This window comes from Paenibacillus sp. FSL H7-0350, from assembly GCF_038593195.1.
GTDB lineage: Bacteria > Bacillota > Bacilli > Paenibacillales > Paenibacillaceae > Paenibacillus_AQ.
Genome location: NZ_CP151972.1, coordinates 5,850,090 through 5,874,651, shown reverse-complemented (window position 1 = coordinate 5,874,651; position 24,562 = coordinate 5,850,090). Strand labels below are relative to the sequence as shown.

The 24,562-nt window shown below is 42.9% G+C and carries 22 protein-coding genes, 1 pseudogene and 2 CRISPR repeat arrays; of the genes and pseudogenes, 3 read left to right on the top strand and 20 right to left on the bottom strand.

The annotated features are described in order from the left end of the window. Positions 1-92 precede the first annotated feature (92 nt). The 3 genes from NYE24_RS26595 to NYE24_RS26585 form a co-directional block, all read right to left on the bottom strand. On the bottom strand, positions 93-311 hold the full coding sequence (locus NYE24_RS26595) for a hypothetical protein (protein ID WP_342477071.1): 219 nt from the start codon (positions 309-311) through the stop codon (positions 93-95). 269 nt (positions 312-580) lie between these two features. Then, a complete protein-coding gene (gene cas3, locus NYE24_RS26590) occupies positions 581-3,028 on the bottom strand; it encodes a CRISPR-associated helicase Cas3' (RefSeq protein ID WP_342477070.1) in 2,448 nt (815 codons plus the stop codon). 145 nt (positions 3,029-3,173) lie between these two features. After that, positions 3,174-5,194: a CRISPR direct-repeat array (repeat unit 32 nt; unit sequence ATTTCAATCCACGCACTCACACAGAGTGCGAC). Between the two features lie 253 nt (positions 5,195-5,447). After that, positions 5,448-6,089 carry a hypothetical protein gene (locus NYE24_RS26585; protein WP_342477069.1) on the bottom strand — a complete coding sequence of 214 codons (642 nt, stop codon included), beginning with the start codon at positions 6,087-6,089 and terminating at the stop codon, positions 5,448-5,450. 114 nt (positions 6,090-6,203) lie between these two features. On the opposite strand from NYE24_RS26585, the gene NYE24_RS26580 reads away from it, so the two are divergent. Then, complete coding sequence (locus NYE24_RS26580) at positions 6,204-6,437, top strand: helix-turn-helix transcriptional regulator (protein WP_342477068.1); 234 nt, start codon at positions 6,204-6,206, stop codon at positions 6,435-6,437. 139 nt (positions 6,438-6,576) lie between these two features. Here the strand turns inward: NYE24_RS26580 and NYE24_RS26575 are convergent, their stop codons facing one another. Continuing rightward, positions 6,577-6,867 carry an SH3 domain-containing protein gene (locus tag NYE24_RS26575; RefSeq protein WP_342477067.1) on the bottom strand — a complete coding sequence of 97 codons (291 nt, stop codon included), beginning with the start codon at positions 6,865-6,867 and terminating at the stop codon, positions 6,577-6,579. Between the two features lie 108 nt (positions 6,868-6,975). Then, a CRISPR array of direct repeats spans positions 6,976-8,982; the repeat unit is 32 nt; unit sequence ATTTCAATCCACGCACTCGTGTAGAGTGCGAC. Between the two features lie 360 nt (positions 8,983-9,342). On the opposite strand from NYE24_RS26575, the gene NYE24_RS26570 reads away from it, so the two are divergent. Then, positions 9,343-10,074 (top strand): hypothetical protein, encoded by a 732-nt coding sequence (locus NYE24_RS26570; protein WP_342477066.1) that lies wholly within the window; start codon positions 9,343-9,345, stop codon positions 10,072-10,074. A gap of 134 nt (positions 10,075-10,208) precedes the next feature. Next, positions 10,209-11,117: a copper amine oxidase N-terminal domain-containing protein gene (locus NYE24_RS26565; RefSeq protein ID WP_342479302.1), complete on the top strand. Its 909-nt coding sequence runs from the start codon at positions 10,209-10,211 to the stop codon at positions 11,115-11,117. A gap of 367 nt (positions 11,118-11,484) precedes the next feature. On the opposite strand, the pseudogene NYE24_RS26560 reads toward NYE24_RS26565, so the two are convergent. The 16 genes and pseudogenes from NYE24_RS26560 to NYE24_RS26485 form a co-directional block, all read right to left on the bottom strand. After that, a pseudogene (locus tag NYE24_RS26560) lies at positions 11,485-11,805 on the bottom strand (GNAT family N-acetyltransferase); the annotation flags it as partial. A gap of 321 nt (positions 11,806-12,126) precedes the next feature. Beyond that, a complete protein-coding gene (locus NYE24_RS26555; RefSeq protein ID WP_342477065.1) occupies positions 12,127-12,606 on the bottom strand; it encodes a YbaK/EbsC family protein in 480 nt (159 codons plus the stop codon). A gap of 30 nt (positions 12,607-12,636) precedes the next feature. Next, positions 12,637-13,194, bottom strand: a complete 558-nt coding sequence (locus tag NYE24_RS26550; RefSeq protein WP_076161991.1) for an XRE family transcriptional regulator — start codon at positions 13,192-13,194, stop codon at positions 12,637-12,639. 564 nt (positions 13,195-13,758) lie between these two features. Beyond that, a complete protein-coding gene (locus tag NYE24_RS26545) occupies positions 13,759-14,202 on the bottom strand; it encodes a GNAT family N-acetyltransferase (protein WP_036697251.1) in 444 nt (147 codons plus the stop codon). 297 nt (positions 14,203-14,499) lie between these two features. Then, positions 14,500-15,024: a GNAT family N-acetyltransferase gene (locus tag NYE24_RS26540; protein ID WP_235218493.1), complete on the bottom strand. Its 525-nt coding sequence runs from the start codon at positions 15,022-15,024 to the stop codon at positions 14,500-14,502. A gap of 2 nt (positions 15,025-15,026) precedes the next feature. Beyond that, the gene (locus tag NYE24_RS26535) at positions 15,027-15,671 is read right to left on the bottom strand and encodes a hypothetical protein (protein WP_342477064.1); all 645 of its coding nucleotides are present in this window, start codon (positions 15,669-15,671) and stop codon (positions 15,027-15,029) included. Between the two features lie 504 nt (positions 15,672-16,175). Further along, positions 16,176-16,643, bottom strand: coding sequence for a GNAT family N-acetyltransferase (locus tag NYE24_RS26530; protein WP_076161989.1), 468 nt, complete (start codon positions 16,641-16,643; stop codon positions 16,176-16,178). Between the two features lie 288 nt (positions 16,644-16,931). Beyond that, positions 16,932-17,843: a phosphotransferase gene (locus NYE24_RS26525; protein ID WP_342477063.1), complete on the bottom strand. Its 912-nt coding sequence runs from the start codon at positions 17,841-17,843 to the stop codon at positions 16,932-16,934. 1,190 nt (positions 17,844-19,033) lie between these two features. Continuing rightward, on the bottom strand, positions 19,034-19,225 hold the full coding sequence (locus NYE24_RS26520; RefSeq protein ID WP_076161985.1) for a hypothetical protein: 192 nt from the start codon (positions 19,223-19,225) through the stop codon (positions 19,034-19,036). A gap of 181 nt (positions 19,226-19,406) precedes the next feature. Then, on the bottom strand, positions 19,407-19,886 hold the full coding sequence (locus NYE24_RS26515) for a ferritin-like domain-containing protein (protein ID WP_036697259.1): 480 nt from the start codon (positions 19,884-19,886) through the stop codon (positions 19,407-19,409). Positions 19,887-19,999: 113 nt separating this feature from the next. Further along, positions 20,000-20,992, bottom strand: a complete 993-nt coding sequence (locus NYE24_RS26510; RefSeq protein WP_076161983.1) for an HD domain-containing protein — start codon at positions 20,990-20,992, stop codon at positions 20,000-20,002. Between the two features lie 26 nt (positions 20,993-21,018). Continuing rightward, positions 21,019-21,477 (bottom strand): RidA family protein, encoded by a 459-nt coding sequence (locus tag NYE24_RS26505; RefSeq protein ID WP_036697263.1) that lies wholly within the window; start codon positions 21,475-21,477, stop codon positions 21,019-21,021. Positions 21,478-21,542: 65 nt separating this feature from the next. After that, positions 21,543-22,091, bottom strand: coding sequence for a glutathione peroxidase (locus tag NYE24_RS26500; RefSeq protein ID WP_342477062.1), 549 nt, complete (start codon positions 22,089-22,091; stop codon positions 21,543-21,545). Positions 22,092-22,218: 127 nt separating this feature from the next. Then, positions 22,219-22,881, bottom strand: coding sequence for a Type 1 glutamine amidotransferase-like domain-containing protein (locus tag NYE24_RS26495; protein ID WP_342477061.1), 663 nt, complete (start codon positions 22,879-22,881; stop codon positions 22,219-22,221). Beyond that, positions 22,878-23,795 carry a DUF2785 domain-containing protein gene (locus tag NYE24_RS26490; RefSeq protein ID WP_342477060.1) on the bottom strand — a complete coding sequence of 306 codons (918 nt, stop codon included), beginning with the start codon at positions 23,793-23,795 and terminating at the stop codon, positions 22,878-22,880. Before NYE24_RS26490 ends, NYE24_RS26495 begins: the two co-directional genes overlap by 4 nt. A 93-nt stretch (positions 23,796-23,888) precedes the next feature. Beyond that, positions 23,889-24,560 carry a WYL domain-containing protein gene (locus NYE24_RS26485; protein WP_342477059.1) on the bottom strand — a complete coding sequence of 224 codons (672 nt, stop codon included), beginning with the start codon at positions 24,558-24,560 and terminating at the stop codon, positions 23,889-23,891. Positions 24,561-24,562: the final 2 nt, after the last annotated feature.

The window sequence follows — 24,562 nt, the reverse complement described above, 5'->3', positions numbered from 1 at the left end:
ACTCTGCCTCCATCAAAGTTCAATCAAAGTTACACATTATGGAGGCAGTTGCTTTGCTGCCCTCTGTTAAAACTTTTTTCGAAGCTACATCCTCATTTCGTTAAACAGTGCATGGCTTTCTTTAATATTTCATTCTCCTGTTGTAGTTCTCCTATTCTTAGTTGCTGTTTCGTCAGCAAGTGTTCTACGCTGAGTTCTTGTTTTGACGGCAACTCGAGACTTCTAGAGAATAATTTCTGTAACTTACTGACTGGTTTCTTCTTGTAGTAGTCTGGATAGTCTTCAACTAGAGAAAACGTTGAGTTTTTCAATTTTTGTTCCTCCTTTCATTGGTAAAATGCAGGGATATGTTATGAATATGCAGAACATAGATCGAATATTCTTGAATTCGTATATAAAAATCCTTAAAATAGACCTAGCATTCAATGTTATATGAACTTTAAGATGAATTACTTAAAAGAAATTCTAACCGCTTAGAGTCAGCATATTATGCTATAATGAATCGTCGCTTCCATGCGGAAGTGTGGATTTAAATATATATCTTTGTATGCAGAGGCCTATCTGTTTTCAGATAGGTTTTTTAAAACATGCTGACCTCCATCACGCTCTCCCCTTTCAAATCCAAGCCATACTCTTTGGAGTATGTCCCTTCCTTAAGAGCAAGAATCTTGCCATCCAGATAAGCAATGATCCCATTGTTCTTGCCAAGTACATCCTTTTCAAAGTTGAAAAGATTAATTGTGAATTGCTGCGCCTCACGCAGCAGCCTGGATAAATCCTCAATACTGTGCTGACCATTAAGGTCCGCGATAATCTCCTTGCCCTTTCCGTAAGGTACGATTACAGAAGTCGTGATACTATCAATTACTTGAAAATTCTCAGCAGCCGTCTTATAACTGTTATGGAGGAACAATGGCAGGCTGGCATCATGCTCACCGAAATATGCCTGATGATAAGAATTATGTTCTCTGTCAGCCGACAACAACTCAGTCATTTCTAGTTGCAGTTTGGGGATATGGTAGTTCAGATTAGCAGCCAGTTCCGTGTAGAACTCCTGGAAATATTGCTTCATTGCCTGTACTGACAGCAGATGGCCCCCAAAACTTTCTGGATTGCGGAGAAAATCAACTAAGAGCTTGGCTGTTCTATCTTTACCGATTCGAATTTCCTTCAAATTCTTCAAATTCTCTTCTGCATGATTAATTACATAGACTTGCCGCAGCTCATCTTCACCGTGTCTGTTGCAGCGGCCTGCAGCTTGAGCAATGGAGTCCAGTCCCGCCAAGGAACGAATCACACACTCAAAGCTGACATCCACCCCTGCCTCAATCAATTGGGTGCTAACGCAGATCACTGGCTGTTTTGCATCAAGGAGCTTTCTCACCTCAGTCAGGATCTCATTCCGGTGAGCCGCGCACATCGTAGTACTCAGATGAAAGACTGAGATAGATAAATCTTTCTCCAGTAGCTTGTTATATAGGGACCTGACTACAGATCTGGTATTAAGAATAATCAGTACGCTGGTTACGTCTCGGGTCTTGTCCATTACGAAATCCACCAGTTTATCTGTATTGAATTCCTCTCCAGTCGCTCTATCTATGATCTCCACACGCCTGAACTCCTGAACAACAACGTCTAAGTCATGGATCATCTCGGCTTCAGGACTAAGCTGCAATTTATGCCGAACATAATCCAATTCCGGCTGAGTAGCCGTACACAGGACTATACTTGAATTTGCATACGCTTTCAGGAAATTCAATGCTTGATTAAACAAAGAGACACACGGAATAGGTACTTTCTGCACTTCATCAAAGATAATGACGGAATTGCTCAAATTATGAAGTCTGCGAATATTTCGGCTGCCATCTGCGAAGAACACATTCAGGAATTGCACCATCGTCGTAAAAATAATTGGAGCGTCCCAATTATCCTTCGCCAGTCTCAGCTTTTGCTGGATCGTAGCCTTCCCTTCATCCTCTTCATCATCTTCCTTCTCCGCCTCAACTACGTTCGAGTGATGCTCCAGCAGGTGCTGGTCATCCTGAAGAATCTTACGTACCTCTTCAGCATTCTGTTCAATAATTGTCGTAAAAGGCACCACGTATATAATGTGCTGTTTGTTGTAGCGTTTGGCATGTTTCAGAGCATAGCGCAGGCTTGCCAGTGTCTTGCCGCCTCCTGTTGGAATCGACAAGGTATAGATACCAGATGCTTTTTCTGCAAAAGCATCACACTGTTCCGACATCTCCTGTCTTAACTGATTAATGGGGGATTCTGCCTGCTTATGGTTCTTAAAAGATTCAATCTTTGTCATCAGCTGCTCATAATACTGCCCAAACAAAGCGTTAGAGTTAATCTCCTCGTCCATCTTGTTTTGTTCAAAGCAGCGTGTATTGGTTCGATCAGCATCGACCAGCGTACTAAAAATAAATTTACTCAGAAGCATAGCCCTGTGTTCGAGAGTAACCTTGGGTTCTTTTTTAAGAAAAGCGCTCAGTTCACCCTCAGCCTTATCTACATAGAGAAGAAAGTCATGTTCCGTCATTATTTGCTCGAAAAACATTTTGACCGTCAGGGGATAAAATTCATCAAGCTCTTTATCACGAACACGCTTGAGGTAATTGGATTCCAAGTCCTGATTCAGGAAATCCTGCAAATAAGAATGATGCGAAATAATAGCGTTTCCTACAATTTCGGACAAAATAATTTTATTCTGGCTGCTTGTCCCCTTCATATGTTTTGACGAAGAAGGATGAAACCAGTTAAATAATAACTTCCCTCCAGCCGTCGAGTGGTCTACGCTGCCTCTTCTGGGTGGAGCATTCGGGTTATTAACTGCAGTTAGTATGTAATCTCTAAATTCTTCTGTATATTTCCCAAGGTCATGTAGGAGCCCAGCCAGTCCCGCAATATACCGTACTCCCAATTTCTCACCAAAGTTCTCGGCCAATGTACAGACATCCAGCAAATGCTCCCTTACTGTCTGTATCTGTCCATCACTTTCGCGGATATGAGCAATATATTCCATCCTACCACCGCTCTCATATAGGTCTTTTCCACTACCTTTTTATCATAATCCTCTCCTAACGCAGATGCTGTCGGAATTTGGAGACTGCCCAAAGTTCTTATCGGATTTTCCATAATTGCTCCGAGGTCATGCCAGCGATTTTGGCATTTCAATCCACGCACTCGTATAGAGTGCGACGAGACGTTACGGCTCAGTAGACGCATACGGTTCAGATTTCAATCCACGCACTCACACGGAGTGCGACAGAAACAGATGGCAGCCGCGCTTGAATTGCCTTATATTTCAATCCACGCACTCACACAGAGTGCGACAAATACAAATCGTCAACAACCCGTTTGTCAAAGATTTCAATCCACGCACTCACACAGAGTGCGACAAATACAAATCGTCAACAACCCGTTTGTCAAAGATTTCAATCCACGCACTCACACAGAGTGCGACGCCACAAATTTTCAAATACCGGAGATTTCATCACAATTTCAATCCACGCACTCACACAGAGTGCGACGACCAACACGCCGGATTACATCCAAGTAAATTGGTCATTTCAATCCACGCACTCACACAGAGTGCGACGGCTCCCTTGGCTGGGTCATCACCTGTAGGGATCTGATTTCAATCCACGCACTCACACAGAGTGCGACACAGGCACTGGCTGTTCTGCAACTGGATTCTTTTATTTCAATCCACGCACTCACACAGAGTGCGACGTTATTGATTACCTATCGGATAAATGCCTAGGTATTTCAATCCACGCACTCACACAGAGTGCGACTAGCATCCCTTCGGCCCAATCCTTATATTGAGCTGTATTTCAATCCACGCACTCACACAGAGTGCGACATTTTTACAGTCCACCATAGGCGGACAATCATGATTTCAATCCACGCACTCACACAGAGTGCGACACCAATGTCACCAGCGACGGCAGGGCGGTCAGCGGGATTTCAATCCACACACTCACACAGAGTGCGACTGGGTCATTGGGGGTGTACCTCCTCAAATTTCATATTTCAATCCACGCACTCACACAGAGTGCGACACAGTGCCGTAGCAAAGACCATCACTTGCGCAAATTTCAATCCACGCACTCACACAGAGTGCGACATTGTCAAGTATATCGGGCGTAACGCCTTTACTGATTTCAATCCACGCACTCACACAGAGTGCGACATTCCCGAGTCGATTAAATCCGTGGACACCATGATATTTCAATCCACGCACTCACACAGAGTGCGACTCCCTGACCTTCTTGTTTATCCTGTATACGATACAATTTCAATCCACGCACTCACACAGAGTGCGACTTCCCTTCTTTTTTAAACACCGGAATGTTTAAGAATTTCAATCCACGCACTCACACAGAGTGCGACGCAAAATGACACATTGAGGGGGGGGATTCATGAAATTTCAATCCACGCACTCACACAGAGTGCGACGTGCGACAATGCAGTATGACAACGCCGGGACATGGACATTTCAATCCACGCACTCACACAGAGTGCGACGGGCAAGCTCAATCAGCCCTTTGTAACCAATCTGATTTCAATCCACGCACTCACACAGAGTGCGACATTGATGCACTGTTAAATCTGAAGTCACAGGCTATTTCAATCCACGCACTCACACAGAGTGCGACGTTACCTTTAATACCTGCTACTTTGAAACAATTACATTTCAATCCACGCACTCACACAGAGTGCGACGGCTAAGAAGATCACTATAACTGAAGCTGCTGCTATTTCAATCCACGCACTCACACAGAGTGCGACGGTTACCTATCGTATACAATTAAGGTAACCTAATATTTCAATCCACGCACTCACACAGAGTGCGACCAAAAGTGACGAAGATGTGGCGACTGAAAAAGTAATTTCAATCCACGCACTCACACAGAGTGCGACTAATTTTGGTCTTTCCACTTGTCCAAGGCATAGATTTCAATCCACGCACTCACACAGAGTGCGACGGTATACACACGACGGAATGAGGAATCAGCATAATTTCAATCCACGCACTCACACAGAGTGCGACGTCCGTTAACTTCGATCTTCATCCCTTGGTATGCATTTCAATCCACGCACTCACACAGAGTGCGACGCTTCCTCGGAAATCTTGTAATCAATCCCCTCAAATTTCAATCCACGCACTCACACAGAGTGCGACGGCGGAAAACAGCATAACCTATGCTTTTTCCGTATTAATTCACTATCTTCCTCCAAACTCAATTCTTGAAAACGTATCAGTCCACTCTTGAATTTCCAAGTACACTCTCTCAATGTTAGAGTTTCGGCAAATTCCGAGGTGCGAATCTCCCGGGGATTTCATGTGAGCTTGGCATTCGCACCAGCCCTCCCTCCTATCTTACTCCATCACTTATTTTCTGCAAACTAATTAGCTCACTACTAGCTTCAGTAGTCTATGGATTATTGTTCCTTCGCTCGGCCTTTTCGATAGCTTGTATAAAACTTAGCGTAGGATTCTCGGATCTGAAATTAACAGCAAACTCAGCCATACCTCCAGCTTGCACCCAATCCCAATAATCCAATGTATCTACATTTTCCAAGTACATTCGGGATAAGGCTTCGATTGGGTTTATTTTATACATAGTTTCAAAATCTGGAGTAGGCATTGGATCATTCAACAGATACTCATTTTTCAGGTCATATAACACTGTAAAAATGCTATAATGATTAACGTTAACAATCGTATTTATAAACTGATTGCATCTTACTGGTGTATTTAAAATAATTTGCATGTCATTAACTAACGCTTTGTCATCACAGTTAAGAATCGCTACCAACTCTCGAGCTGTTAGGTCAGACGTATCAGGTGCCTTTTCAATAATAATTGTCCAGGGTGGATACGCTCCCATTTTAAAAACCTTAATCGCATCCGTAACATGACAACCAATTGTCTGCCATTTACGTCCCAGCGCATCTGTCAAATGATAGTAGTGGATCGTATCCGGTAATCCATTTAGCTCTGGCCACACCAAGTTTTTCCGGGATATGTCCAGAATAGCTTGAGTATTAAGTTTGCGAGGGCGACGTTTGGACATAGAGCAACCTCCATTTGATTACCTCCAGAAACTGCACGTTTAAAGTTCAACTTCTATATCAATAATATACATTATGCACTATGAAAGTGCAATCATTATTATTAGGAGGTCCCCATGGAATTTGATAAATATACACTGCACTGTAAACTCGACCAAATTTTAAAGGCACACAATATCTCAGTACTAAAATTGTCCAATGAAATCGGCCACCGGAGAACGACTATCATGGAGTTAGTGCATAACTCCAACATGGATAAAAAGAAAATATCAGCAGAATTAATCATGAAGCTATGCCTCTATTTTGAAGTCAGCCCTAACGATTTATTTGAGGTACGCCGGAAGGAATAGGATAGGATTTAAAAAAGCACTGAGTCCTGCGGCTGCGCAGATATTCAGTGCTTTTATTTATAAGATGGAGCTAACCAGATTCGTGTAAGTCAGATAAACAAAAAGCTGGGACCCAACCGTATTCGTTATTATCCGTTTTTCAGTAAGTCCAATCATTTAAGTGCTTTAACCCCCACAGTATCTCCCCTTGAGTAACTGTCAGTTCATGGGCGGAATAATTTTCGATCACTTTTGCAATATCATGGTTATCTGAAGAAGTTAAAATCTGCTTCGGCACCCATCCCTCTTTGCTAGTGGACACTGATTTACAAAAAATCCAATAAGGAAATTGAGTATCCTCCCTGCCATACCGCACTTCTTGTCCCTTTTGCAAGATGATTGGATCAGGATAATTTGATGCATGATCTTTGATTACAATGTATTGTTGCAAGGTAGGGGGCCTCCATTCGCATTTAGTGTGTAAGGCCGGTATTTACTTCAGTCCACACTCCATACGGAGTGCGACTCCTTGGTCATTTTTCCAATGGCAGTTACCAAAATTTCAATCCACGCGCTCGTGTAGAGTGCGACGACTACCTGGGCATACCCATCACATACGCCAACATATTTCAATCCACGCACTCGTGTAGAGTGCGACCTGGTTCAACTTCTACGGCGAGGACGACCTCATATTTCAATCCACGCACTCGTGTAGAGTGCGACCGCAACCGAAAAGACTGACCGTCGGGGATTACGCATTTCAATCCACGCACTCGTGTAGAGTGCGACTGGGACTATGTTATTCTAGTCGGTAATTATTCAGATTTCAATCCACGCACTCGTGTAGAGTGCGACATTGGTGCATGAGCAGGCCACAGAATGCGGGCAAAATTTCAATCCACGCACTCGTGTAGAGTGCGACACGGGCAGCTGGTTGAACGGTTGCTCTTTTCGCGATTTCAATCCACGCACTCGTGTAGAGTGCGACAAATCTTCGGCATATCCCGTCGGCGACGGCGGAATTTCAATCCACGCACTCGTGTAGAGTGCGACAGGGCCACAGCATTGTTTCGCTCAAGCGTATCTATTTCAATCCACGCACTCGTGTAGAGTGCGACCTCCAGATACTCCTGTGTTACAGGCTTCATGTAATTTCAATCCACGCACTCGTGTAGAGTGCGACAAGTAATTTTTCTTTGGCATTTATTCCGGCTTCACATTTCAATCCACGCACTCGTGTAGAGTGCGACGTTAAGTACAAACTCAAAGTTACCGGAGATTGCCATTTCAATCCACGCACTCGTGTAGAGTGCGACGGCAGTTGCCAAGAAATACAATTCTTATGCTGAATTTCAATCCACGCACTCGTGTAGAGTGCGACGTTCCGCCCCCAATTTCCCTGGCAACCCCATGAAATTTCAATCCACGCACTCGTGTAGAGTGCGACGGCTTATACCATCTATGATTATCTTAACCAAAAAATTTCAATCCACGCACTCGTGTAGAGTGCGACGTCTCCCCATCGCCGGCTGATCCATACGAGGAGACGATATTTCAATCCACGCACTCGTGTAGAGTGCGACTACGCCGCCAGTTCCCCGGCTACAGGATGTGCCATTTCAATCCACGCACTCGTGTAGAGTGCGACGGTGTACCGGACTGGATGAATGCTTTTGAAGTGATTTCAATCCACGCACTCGTGTAGAGTGCGACTTCCTCACAGGCCGTACTCACTTTGTATAAGCGATTTCAATCCACGCACTCGTGTAGAGTGCGACAATCAAAATGCTCCGACAATTCAAGTAGTCGATATTTCAATCCACGCACTCGTGTAGAGTGCGACCATGCATGGGTTCCGTTTCTCCGTACCCTGAGTTATTTCAATCCACGCACTCGTGTAGAGTGCGACACCACAGCGGCTGTAGGGATCATTGCAGTGCTTCCATTTCAATCCACGCACTCGTGTAGAGTGCGACGTTCTTTTCGATGCTGATACCAGTCCCGTCCATATTTCAATCCACGCACTCGTGTAGAGTGCGACGGAATACGTAGAGGAGTTCATTCGTACCGCTGATATTTCAATCCACGCACTCGTGTAGAGTGCGACGATCATTATTTTGCTCTGGAGAGCCAACCTTTGAATTTCAATCCACGCACTCGTGTAGAGTGCGACCTTCCTGAAATTATCAAAACGCTTGCCGCGACTATTTCAATCCACGCACTCGTGTAGAGTGCGACTCCTTCGCTGTATGCGTCTACTATTCCACTATCAATTTCAATCCACGCACTCGTGTAGAGTGCGACAATTACAAAAACTTACTTACTGCATGGTCTATATTTCAATCCACGCACTCGTGTAGAGTGCGACCTGTGAGGGCTTGGTAGGCGTCGCCCAGCTTGGAATTTCAATCCACGCACTCGTGTAGAGTGCGACGGGGCTATGCGAGTAAAGTGGTCCTAAATTGGGAATTTCAATCCACGCACTCGTGTAGAGTGCGACCATGTTATGGATTTAGAGTGAATCTGATTTTCGAATTTCAATCCACGCACTCGTGTAGAGTGCGAAGCGAAAAAAAGCGTAACCCATACTTTTCCCGTATTAATTCACCATCTGTTCCCTAATTCTATTCTTTAAAAGATATACAACCACCCTTGACTTCTAAAGAATACCCTCATATTTATAAACATTCGACAAATTCCGAGGTGCGAAACCCCCGGGGGTTTCATGGGAGCTTGGCATTCGCACCGGCCCTCTCCTTCTATTTTAATCCATCGCAAACCATTCTGCATAATGATAAATCTCTCAATATTGTAGTTTTTTTGTTGTATGTGCGGCGTTTCATATGCACTAGGCCATTCGATATACTAGTAGTGGGAAAGGTCAACATTAGGCTACATACCTTAAGGAGAAGGGGAATCGAACTCAATGAAAAAATATATATTAACATCTATCAGTGCTATTGCACTTTTAAGTTACCTAATGGGGTGTAAGGATACTTATGCACTCCAAGCCCAGGTGTCAAAAGCAACTCCTTCCCACACCCCATCACCAAGGTCTGCCCCCTCCCCTACGCCAGCGCCTAAAGCACAGAGCATGAATGCCTTGATTCCGGCCGGATGGCATATTTTGGAGCCATATCTGGGAGAGAAGGCCCTCGCCAAAGGCAACTTAAATAAAGACGGGATTTCAGATCTTGCAATGGTCATTGAGAAAAATTCGGTCAAGGGAGAGGCATCACCGCGATCCCTATTAATCGCTTTTGGCGGCAAAAATAACACATACTCCCTCTCGATCATCGCCGATCATGTTATTTTGCAAGCAGATGAAGGCGGAATATGGGGCGATCCTTTTGAGAGCATAACCATTGATCGGGGGTCTGTGCTGGTCAGTGATTACGGAGGAAGCAACTGGCGATGGTATAACAAATACCGGTTTCGGTATCAAGATCAGGATTGGTTTTTGATTGGTTCCACCCGGGGAAGCTACTTTACAGGAGCCACAACTATGGAACAATCGGACGAGGATGACATTAACTATCTGACAGGACAATTCATTCAGCGTAGAACGGACGACCAGGGACATCTCACAACGAAAAAAGGAAATCGCGGCAAACAGAAATTGATCCGGCTTGAGGAGTTCAACTCCGAAAATCTATAGCGAGTGGTTGAAGGCCCGTTAATCCAAAGTGATTCACAAGAACTTCAAGCAACCTTTTCTCCCCTCAAGCGTCTACATTCACAGGAAGAATAAAACATAAATTGGAACAAGGAGGATTTGCATTAGTGAACACAATGTTGAAAAAAGGCGTTGCCGGGTGGCTTATCGCGTCAATGCTATTCACTGGAAGTGCCTTAATGGGAACGGCTTCAGCCGCTTCAGCTGCCATTCAGATCTCGATGAACAACTCGTTTGTGGATACAGATGTGGCCCCATATATCACGAATGGCACGACGATGGTCCCCCTGCAGGTGGCCCAAAAAATCCCCGGCAGCTCCATCCAATGGAACAACGCCTCGAAAACAGTCACGCTTACCCGGGACGGACAGACCGTGACCTTAGTGGCAGGCCAACAAACAGCAAAGATCGGTAATAAAGAAGTGAAACTCGAAGCAGCTTCGGTCATCCGAAAAGGGCGGGTGATGGTTCCCTTACGCTTCATGGCTGAATCGACCGGAGCCTATGTCTTGTGGAATCCCAAACAGCGGATCGTCTTCGTCGCTTCGAGGCCCAGTGAAGAGCTTAAGCAGCAATTAGCGTCCTCTAATCTGGCTGAAGCCCGGACCGCCGCCCTGAAACTGCCCAGAGTTAGCGCACTTAAACAATTTGAAGTGAGTGGCGTAGAAGGAGGCAATTTCGATTACTATTTCCCGGAGGGCAGGGCCGACCAATTTTTCCTATCCGGGGGTAACAGTATCTCTTACTATGAGGTTGTGGGGGGCCATAGCGAAGTCAAGTGGACCGCCACCTTCGACTGGAAGGTTAAAGCAGCAAGCGGACTGTTCTTTAAACCTTACCAAATTACCAACCAGGACGGCACACTCCCCAAACTAACGGGCCGGGTCGTATTCTACCATTTCATGGGACATATTGGAGCAGCGGGTTATGGATTCATTGATCCTGACGGGAACGTGACTACTTTGGGAATGAAGGATATGAATTCTGAGGTGTTTTTTGAGATTCCGGGAGAGGTGAAGCCTTAACCCATTGTCATTGAAAAAGCGGACAACGTAGCTCTATCCAGGCGTTGTCCGCTTTAGTGTGTCTACCAACCATTTTGCCGCATCCAGGAGGTCCTTCGCAATATAATCTGGTGCTGCCTGCTCATACCACAGGTAACGGTATTTATCCAAAGACTGCAAGCATATCGGTCAAAACCACATCGCCAATCACCGCACACCGGGTATCACCCACAAATTACAGCTTGAAGAGTCAAGCGGACTCACCTCTTTTTCCTGAATACTCCAAAAATTATAATAAAAATAAGAACAACGATTATGAACCCGCTCAACGCAATCCCCCCCTTTTTTGGGATTATATCATGAGCATTATGGTATGAATATCAGACTCTTAGTGTGAGTGTAGAGATTGATCCTTTACCAATTCCCAGTTTATCATTCCGTTCTCTACTCCGGTTCGTGTAAAACTCAATTTCTCCAGAACTCTGATAGACGGAATATTATCGATAAGGCACTCGGCCACAATTTTTTGGACTTTTTTTGATGATAAGGCCCATTCTATAATAGCTCCTACCGACTCAGTGGCTATACCTTTATTATGCATCTCAGGAATAAAGCCAAATCCAACTTCTACAATTCCTTGATGATCAGGCTTTCCCTTGAAGCCAATATCACCGATAATTTGTTGATTATCCGTCAAGGTTACAAACCACGCACCCCAGCCTAATAATTCAGGGTCCTATTTAAGCTTATCTAAATAGTTAATGATATGCTTTCTAACAGAATATGTTTCTGATACTTTTATGTAATTTTCTTGGGTGAAAGGGGTAATGCTGAGCCGTTCTGTCTGAATGTACATAATTAATTCCTCCTCTTGACTGGCTGCGCATGGAATAATTATACAAACAGACTTCTTTAAAAACCAGGTGAAAGTTGAATAAAACCAAACTACACTGCCCTAACTTGAGGGGCGTACTCGCCACACAGAACTAACATCCCCGTTAGCGAGCTAACTAGAAAGGTAAACATGAATTTATTTTACACTGATGACTCGTCCGTTTGTCATTTGAATTAATTCTTCGGGTGTTAATTGAAACACTGCTCTTGGATGTCCGGCAGCAGCCCATATCTCTCTATATTGTAACAAATCTTGATCAATAAAAGTGAGGATCGACTCTTTATGTCCTAAAGGCGGTACGCCTCCAATAACAAATCCTGTGTGTTCACGTACAAAATCAGCGTCAGCTTTTCCCAATTTGTCATTCAGATGGCTAATAATTTGTTTTTCGTTAATCCGGTTGACTCCGCTTGCTATAACCAATAAGGGTTTATCTTCATTTTTGAGCCGAAAGATAATGGACTTCGCTATGTGTGCAACCTCGCAGCCTATCGCATCGGCAGCTTCCTGTGCAGTTCGTGTACTGTCAGGCAGTTCTACAACTTGATTTGCATACCCCAGCTCCAATAGTTTGTTTTGAACCTGCTGGGCACTATCTTTAAGTTGACTTGTCAACGTGTATTCCTCCTTAATCATTACATGCAATTAAGAATCCATATAATGCATAATCACATGTATCGTCACATCTTCGTCCGATTTATTGATATAACGGTGTTCAATATTGCCTGTAAATTTTATAGCCTGGCCTTCTTGTAATTCGTATATTTCGTCCTTAATCTGTAGACTGAACACTCCGGAGGTAACCGTGATATACTCTTGAACCCCATCATTGTGCGGGAATGAAACATAGTTACAAGTAGGGCTGAGAATAATCGTAAACGTTTCAATACGTGTCTGCGGATCAAACGGAAATAGTAAGTACACTCTACATTTTCCATTGTCTTCTGTTAAATCTGGAATTTCTTTTCGAGTTGCAATGGATACTACTGCGTCATCCTCTTTAAGTAGAGATGAGAACGAAATATTGAGTCCCGTAGCAATTTTCCACACGGTTGTCACTGTGGGCTGCGTTTCTCCCCGCTCAATTTGATGAAGCATACCTTTGCTAACCTTCGTTAAATCAGCGAGCTTATCTAAGCTTAACTGCCTATTCTTTCTAATACGCTGCAGGTTGTTTCCTATCCTGATGTGTATAGCATTCAAGAAATAGCACCTCCTTCTTGTTCATTATAATATACAAATATAGCACTATACAATACGTTCCATGAAGTAACCCAAACCCCGTCCACTCTCATTCTCATCAATGAACAATGGTGCAATCCATGACGATAAATCTTTTCGACTTGTCGTTCTCCAATAGTAGGAATGTGTATGGCAACCCAGCTTCAGCCGATAAACTTTTGTCGATTTTTGGGAGGATCACCTTCTTTACATTTGGCCACTTTTCTTTAACCTATTCAGCAAGCTCAATATACCGCTCTGGACACTCTGTTATAGATTTAATACCTTGCATTAAGTCCACTCCTTGAAAAAGCTGCTTCCAGTTTACACTTTAAGTTAACTATGGGATGGGAAATTTCATTTATGTACTCTGCACGAGATGAGGCCAGTGAACAGTAGACGTATACTGCGCACTAAAGGAGGGATAGTACGGGGAGAAAACTCAGCTTGTCGCGGCAGCTCTGAACTAAAAACCAAAGTCAAAGACTGCCGCTGTTATTGTTTAACTAACGTTTCTTCGTTAGTTAAACGCAAAATAGTTATTCATTAGTCAAGTTTAATAAACTTATCAAAGCAGTATGAATCTTTGTCATAGCCATTTTGTTCATAGAAAGCATGAGCCTCGGTTCGCCTCATCCCTGAGCATAGAATTATGCTGGATATTCCGCAATCTTTCGCATAATTTTCAGTGTATCTTAACAGTTTAGTGCCTACCTTTTGTCGCTGAAAATCATTATGTATAGCAAGTCCGGTTATATGCAGATAATCATTCGCAGACCCTACAGCTAATGCATGAACGCTAGATATAAAACCAACAACATGGTTCTCAAGTAACGCAACAAACGTTTTGTAATTGCCCGCCATTCTCATCTGTTCCATCTTAACGCGAAAGTTCTCATCCGTAACAGTATGAACGCCAAGTACATTGTTCCATAAGAAAACAACTTCATTATAATCGTTTGCTATAATTTCTCGTATCTTAATTTCCATACCCTGCCCCCATTATTAAGATATTCACAATAAAGTATTCGTCGATTGAAGCATTTTCAGCGAGAGTCATAGTGCTTGTTGGACAGTCCGAGAATAAGGCGTAACAGAAAGGGGATTTTAATTTGTACACTGTTTACAAGAGTGGACTAGTGAACTTTTGACGTATACTGTTCAGTAAGAGCGGGATAGTACGGTGAAAATTCAACCTATCATGGCAGTTCCGAACGAAAAACAGAGTCATAAACTGCCGCTATGTTGATGAAACAACGTTTCTCGTTAGTTGAACAGACTAATCTACTAAAGTTGAAACTCTAATTGATAATCGTTTGGATCGTTTTCGTATAGTTTCTTATTTATCTCTACCGTCTCTTTACAGCCAATTGCAAAATAAAATGCAACCGTCTCCTCGGCAGAACCAGCACAAATATATATTTTATCTGCTTTCCACGCTTTAGCTCTTTCTGCGATTATTAAGAATAACTTTCTACCAATTCCTTTATTCCTATGCTCTAATGAAATAAATAACTGGTCTAATAAAACGTATTTATATTTTTCACCAAAGAACTCACGATTTAATGTTGCGAACCCTATTAATTTGTTGTTTTCATCAAAAGCACCAACCGCTTCACCGTTACTTAATATAGTTGCTTTTAAACTGTTGAAATGATGTTCATAACCATTAGCCCAATCAGAATCTTGATAATTAATTTTGACTAACTGGCGTTTTCCATCAACTTCTCTCCATGCATTATTTATGTATTGTGAAGGATTTATATCATTTATCAGTACACACTCTTCAATCGCTAATTTTCTATACTGCATACTCAATATAAATTACCTCCTCTAGCTTCATCACTCATATTACTTTCGATCCCTTTATACACCTTAATAAATTCTTCACCTTCATTCAGAGAATCCAACAGCTTTAATAGACCAGGAGTACCCACAATTCCATACCACCTCGAAACCTCATAACACGCCAGTTCATAGTTCATACGACTTTGAGCATTAGGCTGGAATGCAGTGTGGGAGTCCAATAGGTCGAAATTTATTGATTCTTTGCCGTCTTTCGTTTGGATTTTCCAAGTTTTTTCATTATCTGTAAATCGGCCATCGACCATAGCGGCTAGCCCCTCATCAAACCATACTGGCACTTTGCTGCTGTTTTTGAGCCTCTTTCTTAATTCTGCATGGGTGAATTCATGAGCAATAACATTCTCGTTATAACCCCTTGAGCCGATAACAATGTAGTTATTCCATGGATAATAATAAGTTTGTCCAATATCAGAATCCGCATAATTATCCAAAGCCTTTTTTGATTTTGCATAGATTACAACAGGGGCCGATTCTTTTGGACCAAAAAGTACATTGATTTTCGCAGAAGATATTTGAACAAAATGGATTAGTTCTGCTTTTTCACTCTCATTGATTTCAGGTTCAACGAATACATTAGGAGCAATTTGGTTCATTCTAGAGTATTTGACTAATACAGCATTTGTTTGCTTCGCATAACTCAAATACAAGATTAGTACGACAAGAGCGAATATCAGAATGGTAGAAAAGGTGATGATTTTGATCCTTTTGGATCTGAGTAGTATCAATGTAGTATTCTCCTTACGCATATAGCACACCATGTTTGATAGGAACAAATCATGTTGCGATAAATTACTTTATAGTGTCGTACTAGCTTCAGCCGATAAACTTTCATCAATTTTTGGGAGGACCACCTTCTTTACATTTGGCCACTTTTCTTTAACCTATTCAGCAAGCTCAATATGACGTTCTGGGCACTCTGTTATAGATTTAATAACTTGCATTAAGTCCACTCCTTCAAAAAAGCTGCTTCCAGTTTACACCTTATGTTAACTTATGGGATGGAAAATTCAGTTTATGTACTCTGCCAAGAGTGGACCAGTGAACTATTGACGTAAACTGTGCAGTTAAACTAACGTTTCCTAACTTAGTTCAATAGACTATAGTACGAACTCAGCAAATACTTCACCGGAAGGGTGGGTATCCCCTGTCTCAACAAAACCTAGTGAAGAATATAGATTCTTCGCAACCGCGTTTTCAGGTTTATATGTTAGTTCAACGACCCTAGCTTTCCCATGAGGAGATGCTTTTGAAAATTCTATGGCTTTTATCATTGCTTCTTTGCCATACCCTTTGCTCTGGTAACGCCCATCAATCATGATTTTAAAAACTCCATAACTGCTGTATTCAAAGTTACCATTTCCATCGTCATAATACATCATTATAAAGCCGACCATCTTTTCGTTTTTATATATCGCAAATGTTATAATCACCTGCCCCTCTTTTGATGCAATATAAGCTTCTGCGAGTGCATGTTGATTAGAGGAGATAAAGCGTTTCTGTTCCTCTGTGACTTGTAGCTCAATACATTCAATAAAGTTGTCCCATGTTATTTCTCTAAACTCCACAAACCATCCCTCCAAAATCCTTATGACAATAATAATTCTACAGTTATTGGAAGTATCCTGCCTATAGCTATAGTGATTGTTGCACAGTCCGAAGATAGGGCGTAACAGAAAGGGGATTTCAGTTTATGTACTCTGCCAAGGGTGGACCAGTGGACTATTGACGCAAACTGTACAGTAAAGGGGGGGGATGTACGGTGAGAAACCTCAGCCTATTGCGGCAGCTCTGAACGAATAACAAAGTCATAAGCAGCCAATGTGTTGTTTAACTAGCGTTTCTCGTTAGGTTGGTTAATTTCCCACCACCATGTCTAAATATTTCTTTAAGTTATCTTTGGCGTAAGAATTATTAGACCAAGCTCCTAAATTCCAACTCATATATCTAAGTCCCAGGTAGCGGGAAGCAATTCCATACATTTGACTGAAATGATCATAAGAAAATTCTATGCTTTTATCAGCCAGTAGCCCCCTGTAATCCTTAATTTGTTCGGTACCACAACGCAGTGGGATATCTAAAAATAAAGAGCCATACCTAGCTGCTTCCCAATCAATAAAGAGTACATCAGAATTGTTATGTACCAATACATTTCCTGGATTAAGGTCGTTATGAATTAACGTTTGGCTGCTTTCATCATTTATTACATGTTTAATATCCTCAATAATCGTATCAGCAACAGCTTCCACTAAGGGGATGTAATGCCAGAAGATATCTATAAACTGTTCATTTTTCTTAGCAGCTTGCCATTGGGGTCTCCACCACTCGAATATCGTCTTTTCTATATATAAGCTGTCTACTTCAGGTAACCATGAAAGTTCGTTTCTTTGGCAAAAGTTAGAGGCGTGAATGTAGGCTAGTGCCTTCGTTTCACTCTTCTGAAGTAAACTAACATTTATGTTACTATAGTTTGTTTGATAATCAACATCCTGTATGCAAATAAGAAACCTTTCATCTAATTCAGAACCATAGGAAAAAGAAAAAGGTACACTTGCTCCTTGGGAGTAAAGCCTCGTCAATACCTGTCGTTCTATCATGGTTGCATATTTTGAAACAAGGGACCACTTCGATGTTTCGTCAAGTATCTTCAATTGTACACTATGGCGCATTAACTCAACTGCTTGTAAGCCCATACTAATAGGCGTGCTTTCAATGCTTACAACTTCTGCATTAGGATCTATATATTTCTTTACAGTCTCTTGTACCAATCTTAGGAGGTAGTTATTTATTAACGTCAATTTATTCACCCATTCATATTACATTTTGCCTAAATATACCATATTACTCATTTTCAATGTGAGAAAAGTTTAAGACCTTTTGCTTCACTAATCTGTCTGTTAGCTTAATGCCTGGCATACGGCGTAACAGAAAGGAGTGAAACCATGGACTATAAGCAGAAGACCTTCATAGAATGTGGATTGCGGCAGCGTAAGGCTTGAGCCGGCGAAAAGAATGACGACCCATGCGGCGCGCTTACTGGTTGTATCATCTGCCCGGTTGTGACCATCGACAAAAGCTCTCAGGAGTTCGCGAAGCACAACCCGTGGTTACAGCCGTATGTTGGACTGCGCAATCTGATGATTCAAATGTACAAGAAACGCGGAATTAAGCCGGTCGAAGACGCAGCGGAGGTTGAGCGGTTAATGAGACGAAGATCAAGGGATTGCAGGTTAGCTATCAAATCGTTTGGAATCATCTGTATGACACTCCGGACCGCGAGAACAGGTAAATAAAAAAGCCTGATATAAGCCAGGTTTAAGCATTCTTGTGTCTAAAGAAACCAACGGCACAGCTAAGAGTCGTTAAACCAAACATAATAGCACGATATTCGATATACAGAAAATCGAGAGTCAAAAAAATAGTTAAAGCAGATAGCCATATCGTGAAATATGTACTTTGGCTTCGAGTCATGTTAAATCATCTTTCCAACAAGGTATATAAATACAATATATACCATTACAATAAAGGGTTGCAATACATTTATTGCAACGCTCGAATTAGGGTAGAGAACGAAGAATCCGAGGACAAGGATTGTGGGAGGGTTAACCTCCCTCTCCCTCGAAGGAGAGGACACATAACCATTATATATTGAAAGAACAATGATACAAACAAGTTACTGAGCGCCAGGGGCTTAATAAAAACAGCTACAAAAATTGGTATACGTATGCGCAGTGCATATAATCCATGCTACCATGCACTAGGGGGGCTTGGATCTCCCCTCTAAAAACCAATTTACTTTTTCTTACGCTTACTTAGGAACACAGTCCAACAACTAATAGCCGCGAGGAACGCAAGAATAACTGGTACTAATTGATTATTAGTCAAGTGCCACACCTCCAAGTTACAAATAATTCCATCTTTCTTTTGTGAGTTGAAACATGAAGCTGTAATGTTATGTTCAAAATTTATCCGGATTTTTAACTCTAATGGAGACTACTTCTCCGCACTTTTTACAAAATGTATATATAACCGGGGAGCCAAAAGAAAATGTTTTACCAATCGGCATTAATCTAGCATCCACAGCGTTCACTTCACCTTTAGCAAAGGTAGTACCTCCACAAGCTTTACAAGTTGTGTTTTCTTGAATCATAATAACCATCCTCAACAGAATATTTTTCCATTAATACGAATTATCCCAATGGTAGGTTTCATTAATAAAATGTGTTAATGCACACGTAACAGATACGGCCAGTGAAAACTAGACGCGTATTAATCAGCGAAGAGGCCCCTTCGCTCCCTATGAGAGAAGAGGCCTATCCGTGAGTGGGATATCAGAACTGATTCGCAGCTAAGTTTTGCAGCAGGAGATTGTTATATTTAGCCGCATGTTTTTGCTCATCCAGAATAATGCCATACAGAGTATCCTTGTAAATGCCGTACGGAAGACCGAACCATATCTTTCGATATTTCTCAACAGCAGATAATTCACCTTGGAAGGCTTGTTGCAACCCGGCAATATAAGAATTAACATTATCCGGAGCTTCGTTGCTAACTCCTGTTACTTCATGTCCTGTTAATTCCCTATACATTTGCCGAAACATTTGATTATGTCCTCTTTCATCATTCCGGATAGAGGTAATCACGTTAACTTGTTCTTGGTTCGGAGCCAGTTTGATGAGTTGATCATAAAAAAGTTCATCATTTCGTTCACCTTGTACCGCATTCCTTATTAGTTCAAGTGCTTCTTGTGTTGTAGTGGCCCAAACGGGGACAAATTGTGATCTATACCAATACGGATAAATCCTATTCATGAGCTTAACCTCCAGAAATGCAAATAATCACATCATCAATTATATGCATAGAAGCCCAGAGTGTGATTATTCGAGAAAGGTTTATCATCACCGTGATGTTGACTCATCCTATATTAAAGCTCCCACCAAACGTAGTACGTGCCTAGCAGCTCTGTAAGCTGGTTGATCGTAGCGAGGCAGTCTTGCGAACATTCGGTGATCAACACACCTTGGATGAGCGGCATTGCGAGATAGAGCTTACTCAGTACTGCCGTTTCCACTGGAAAAGCAGGCTTTTCCCGCGACACACGAATTCGCCATGATTCCATGAGCAACTTCTCATACTCTTCCCGTGTGTCTGGATCACTATAAAGCAACTGCTCGATATGCGTATCCATCATGATTGGCAACTTCGCTGCTTCGAATGCGTCCTTATGTACTAAGCGGCTTACCAGCCTCCTCATGATCGCGTTTACGCCAATGTTAGCCGGGGAAGCTTGCATACGAGCTTCTTCCCATATGAGCTCGGTGACCTGCTTGCCAGCTTCGAGTGTGAACTGGAGATTTTCATTTGTATAGCTCATCGCTTCAAAAAGTTCACCAGTCGAAATAGTCAGATAACCGCCGACAAATGCACTTCTGACCCAGGAGTCCAGGTGATCTGCATGAAGAATTCCGTCCTTGTTCCTCAATAGGCTTCGCTTTGATCCATCTATATAGTCCATAACATCAGTTGTACGAATATTTGCACGGACTAGGATGTCGACAATCTCCTGTGAAAACACGGCCTCCCGCGTCCATTCATGATGATCCACGCCTGGAAGGGATTCTAGTGTATGACTGAAAGGCGCATGCCCGATATCATGCAGTAATGCTGCTGCCCGCAACGTATGATTATCCGGCTCAAAATGCGCTATAAGCGCAAATACACCTAACGTGTGCTGTAAGCGGCTGTAGGTATGGTGGGTATTGATGAAAGAAGCTCCTCCATGCCGAATGTAATGAAGCCGCCGCACCTTCTTGCTTCGGAGCAGCGCTTTTTCTTCATCGGTGAGCTGAATCCGTAACTGCCATAGCGGTTCATATATTTCGTCTAACGCACCATCAAGTCTTAACCGAAAGTCCATTCCAATGGTTCCTCCTGGGTTCTCCTTTATTCTTCAACCTCAAATATTGAATCAATAATGATTGGAAGATTGTCTCTAACCGAAACAGCCCCAAACACTGATCGTGCATGGACACCCTTTTCTCCGAAAACATCCAACATAAGATCAGAACAACCATTTAACACTTTATGATGTTCTTCAAAATTAGCGACCGCATTAACAAAGCCCTGAATTTTAACCACTCGTTTCACTTTATCCAGTGTACCTAAAGCAGCTTTTAGTACAGCCATAATTTCAATCCCAGCCTGCCGTGCAAACTGATAACCTTCTGCGGTTGTATACTCTTGACCTAACTTTCCTTTAGGCGTTCCAGCAGGTCCCTTACCTGAAACATACAATAACCCGTTTACTTTAACGAAGTTTGCGTACTTAGCTGCTGGTTCGCTTGCATTGGGGAGGACGATTCCTAATGTTGCTATTCTACTATCTACTGTTTGTTCAGTCATTTTTCAATCTCCTCACGCATCATATTTGGAAGAATTATACTACCCAATGAGGTAAGGAGCAACAATTAGTCTAGCAATGCTTCAATCGCTGACTGTATTTCAAATGGCTCCGTCGTTGTTTCGTATCTACCCTCTACTTGTCCGTCCCGGCCGATCAGAAATTTTGTGAAATTCCACTTGATCCCATGCCCTGCGTATATGTCAGGATACTTTTCTTGCAGGAAATTCTGCATCCATTTACCGTTCACAGTCTGGGTATTGAAGCCTTGAAATGGTGCTTGATTCGTTAAAAATTCAAATAATGGATGCGGGTTCTGTCCCCTAATCTCGACTTTCTCAAATAACGGAAATGTCAGTCCAAAGTTGCCCGCACAGTATTCCTGCACTTCTGAGTTATTCCCTGGCTCTTTCTCATTAAATTGGTTACACGGAAATCCGAGGATTTCAAAGCCCCGCTCCCTGTGATGTTCATAAAGCTTCTGAAGATCAGCAAATTGGCGAGAATAACTACACTTGCTGGCAGTGTTTACAATAAGGAGTACTTTTCCGAGGTATATTGATAAATCAATGGTCTTCCCGCTAATCTTGGTTACCTTATAATCATATATAGACACCAGATCATTCCCCTTCGTTAAGATAAACACATCATATGTCGTTATCTCTTATTGGTCTAATATATAAATTCAATTAAATCTATAGGAAGAACCAATACATCAAGCGCAATCGGATACTAATCCGTGGTCATACGCTTATTCTCTGAATCTTCGAGCGGGATATATAATATACCGGACCCATTATTTCGATTTTGCCGTCTTTTACACGAATCGCACTCTCCTGCTCTGCCGCATATACATCGATCTCCTCCGATAAGGGGAACAGGTAGCCTTGGATAAACGAGCCATAGTCGCGTTGCGAGTGTGATTCATAGGCAAACGGATCAAAGCCCAACCCATCATGAATTGTATCTATTTCCACTGAATGGGCGGCGTTATGCGAGGTTACCCATTTGGCAGACATGTTCAACGAACCGGCGCTAGCTCCCAGGATAACTGCATTGCTATTTCTAATCACATTCGTCAAATCGTATTCCGCCAAAAAATCATGCTGCTGAACTGGATATCCCCCACATAATAAAATGACCGACGCGTTCTGAATCCATTGCCGGGCCTCTTCCTTCTGCATGCGGTAATCGATGAAATGATACTCATCAAACCTAAGATTAGCCTGATGGAGCCATGTCCATTCCGTTATATCCTCAAGGTTAATCTGCCCGTCTTCATAATCAGAGGGTTGAGCGCTGATCATAACAAGCGATTGTCTGTCTTGAATATCCTCCTGCAACCATTGCATCAGCCCCTCTGGCAAAATGCCATTAAACCAACTGAAATAATAGTGAGTACTCATGCTTCGTTACCTCCATATGTATGATTTGCCTCGTTAAAGCAGTTTAATTTAGCTTCAGCCGTCAGCATGGCGCTGGTGAGTGTAAGATAATTCCCGTCATTCCGGGCAATCGTTCTGAAATACAGGCTGCGCACGATATTTTTCCCATTCACTCTGGCGACTCTCTGTGCGCGTGTATCCGGCCATTCCATGCACTGCGACAAGCTATGAATCCAGCCGGTAATCTCCTGTTGCGGAAGCAGCTTTTCGCGGATCATCGTTTCCACAACACTAGCCATGCGTTCGTCTTCCTCCTCGTCAAAAATCCGAACACCGTTATGCAGCATTCCTGTAATCGCCTCTAACACCTCATGCTGCACCGCAATGTCACTTTCCTCATAGCGGATCAGCTCCTCCAGAGCATCTGCCCCGTGAGCTGCGGCATGAGCCCAGCCTTCGGCTGCCAGATAACCGCGCAGGTCCTTCTCCTCCTGATAGTAGCGAAGCAAGGACAGCTTTAGATACTGGAAGTCTTTTGGCGGCAAGAACGGATGAATCCTGTCCCGCTGCATAATAAGAGCGATAGGCAGAACCGCGAATGCCCTGGTTAGTACACTGTGACCGCCCTCACTTCCAATCCGGTAGAACAAATGCTGGTCGTCCAGCAAGACAGTTAATAGATGCCGCATTTCCTCAGCTGTGAGCTTATTATCGCGCTTCAGCCATATGTAAAAGGTAGAGTAAATATGCTCACGAAGCTCAGGCTCCGGGTCACCCATATGCCTCAGCATCAGATCGGTGAAGTCTTGGAAGCTTTCTCCCTCTCGCAGGATATACTGTTCTTCCTCCAATCTGTGCAGCTTGTGTATCAGTTCTGTCCGTGTGTCCTTCGTACCCCATTCATTGACTTCTTCGTCCAAAATGCAGGCTTTCATCTAGTCGGTTCACTCCTAACCTAGTTATAGCGGCGGTATGTATTTCTCCCGGCAATATCCCTACTATAAAATACAATGACTGACACCAGGGGGTCAGTCATTGTAGGATAAAAGCATATTGTGCATATATTGCTGCAGCTCGGCCCGTAATCCCCGAGGCTCCAACAGCTCGCACTCCCTGCCGAAGCTTAGAATGAATTTCAGCAGACCCTCCTCATGAGGAAAAGTATCCGTAACGAGATAGAAGCCATCTTCACCCAGGCTAATCTTCTCTTTCTCAAAATACTCGGTAAGCTGCGCGCCAATTCGCGAAGTGAATCTCAACACAACCTGTATGCCCGCCTGCGAATAATTGTGTTCAATGACCTCGGCAATCCGCGCATCCGGCACATCTCTTTTGGCAAAAGACGGCCCCAGCTCCAATTGTCTGATCCGCACAAGCTTGAATCTGCGATAGTCGTTTCTGACCCGGCAGAAGCCGATCACATACCAATGGCCGTGACGAAAGTCAATCCAGCCCGGCTCGACCGTCCGCTCCAGGTATTCCATATCCCGGTTAATGTAGTCGAACACCAGCAGCCTATTCTCCGTGATGGCTTCGCTTATAATCCCGAGGTACTCTTTAATCTCCTTTTCCATACTGAAATGGGACAAATCCAGAGTCAGTTTATCCTGATTGGATTCCCGCTTATAGGTATGTTCAACCTTCAGCAGAATGTCATTAAAAGCTTCGTTCCGGCCAAACAAGCCGTGTAAATTCTTCATTA